The organism is Odoribacter sp. N15.MGS-14 (assembly GCF_000980245.1).
GTDB lineage: Bacteria > Bacteroidota > Bacteroidia > Bacteroidales > Marinifilaceae > Odoribacter > Odoribacter splanchnicus.
Genome location: NZ_LARE01000134.1, coordinates 1 through 1,858, shown reverse-complemented (window position 1 = coordinate 1,858; position 1,858 = coordinate 1). Strand labels below are relative to the sequence as shown.

The window sequence follows — 1,858 nt, the reverse complement described above, 5'->3', positions numbered from 1 at the left end:
CAAAGCATCCTCATTCATTTCGGCATACAGATAAGCCCTCGCCTGCAAAGCTTTGACCGCATAATAATTCAGACGTAATGAACGGTATCTCCAAAAATCCTCTTCTTCTGTCGCACCATCGGATAACAAAGGCCCTTCTTCTATGATCGGATCTTTAGCAAGCCGGTCTTCTGCTTCTTTCAGATCGGCAATCACATACTCCATCACTTTAGAAGCTGGCAACAGATCCGAGCCAGACAAAGAAAATTGTGTGTTATAACAAATCGACTTATCTTCCTTGTGAGTTTTATATACCGGACCGAATAAACGCAGTAAATCAAAATGCAAAAATGCACGCAAAGCATAGGCTTCCCCGGTAATCAAATCATAACTATCTCCGGTAAACAAATCTTTATGTGAATCAGCATTTTTCAATAATTTATTCACATTGGCAATCAAGGCATATGCTTTTTCCCAAATCCGGGAACCGCATTTCTTAGCATAATCGGTGGTATAATCGAATTCTGCCAGATGATATTGGTTTGTTAATGTTCCCATAGAGCTGAATTTATACCGTTGTGCCAATATCTCGACCGTATTCACCAACAATTCATCCCCATACAAATCGGCATGATTCAGTTCCACATATATACCGTTCAAGGCTTGTCTGAATCCGGCTTCTGTCGAGTAAAGCTGATCTTCGGACATCCGGTCTACCGGTTTTACATCCAACCAGTCCGTACAGCTGAAATTCAGCAATAGGACAATAGCTAAAATTATTGTTGCTATATATCTCTTGATATTCATAATTCACAGAATTAAAAAGTTACAGACACTGATGCAGATACGGTTCGGGCAAACGGATAGTCGATACCCCGCTCTTCCTTAACACTTGATTTTCTAAAAATATCGTTCATATTCGCTTGAAGTCTTAAGGCAGAAAATCCGATTTTTTCAATCCATTCCTTCGGGAAGTCATATCCGACAGAAAAAGATTCTCCTTTTAAAAAATTCTCTGTTTTGACAAAACGGGAAGACATCGGCGTCGTCTCAGTCAGAGAAATTTTCTTAAACCGGGCATGTTGTCCGGGCTTTTCCCAACGATCGTATAACGCACGTTTATCCTGATTGTATTTCAGATTTGTCTCGGATATATTTTCTACCTTGGAGTACAAAGCTTTATTGAATACATCTCCTCCCAGGCTATAACGCAAATGAACGGAAAAAGAAAAACCTTTATAATATAAGGTACTTCCGATCACTCCTTCTACATCCGGCTCGGAATCACCCACTTTCACCTCATCTTTGGTATCATAAGTATAGGAATAAGTACCGTCTTTTTTCACGAAAACTTCCTGTCCGTTTGCCGGGTCGATTCCCAAAGAACGTACAGCCCACAAAGCCGTAGGACTTCCTCCGTCATAATAACGGTCCAGACTGGAGTTTTTATTTTCCTGGTTAAACTGATCCAGACTATTCCCGATATTCCGGTATTCTGCCTTCTGATGGCGGAAATTCAGACTCAATGTCCAATTAATCCGATCTTTCGGCCGATAGATCGGGGAATATTTCACTGTACCGCTAAACCCTGTATTCCACTGTTCCCCCATATTGGTTGTGACCGTTTTGGTTCCGACAGAAGAAGGGACGCTGATGACTGCCAACAAAGGATCTGTCTTTTTCTGGTAATAATCGAAATTAATATTAAACCGATTATTGAAAAAAGACAGGTCGGCACCGATATTTTTGTCTATCGTTTTCTGCCATTTTAAATCGGGATTCCCTAAAGCATCGATCAGCACACTAGTCCCGAAATTATTAGAAATCCAGTTATTGAAAGAATAAGTAGTATACGAACGGTATGCATCGAAATTCTGAT

Annotated in this window: 1 protein-coding gene and 1 pseudogene; both read right to left on the bottom strand. The window is 40.4% G+C overall.

Translation table 11 applies throughout. From position 1 onward, the window contains the following. Positions 1–786, bottom strand: a 786-nt coding sequence (locus WS34_RS14415; RefSeq protein ID WP_046405719.1) for a RagB/SusD family nutrient uptake outer membrane protein, incomplete at its 3' end; no start/stop codon positions are given. Positions 787–797: 11 nt separating this feature from the next. After that, positions 798–1,858 (bottom strand): annotated as a pseudogene (locus tag WS34_RS14410) (SusC/RagA family TonB-linked outer membrane protein); the annotation flags it as partial.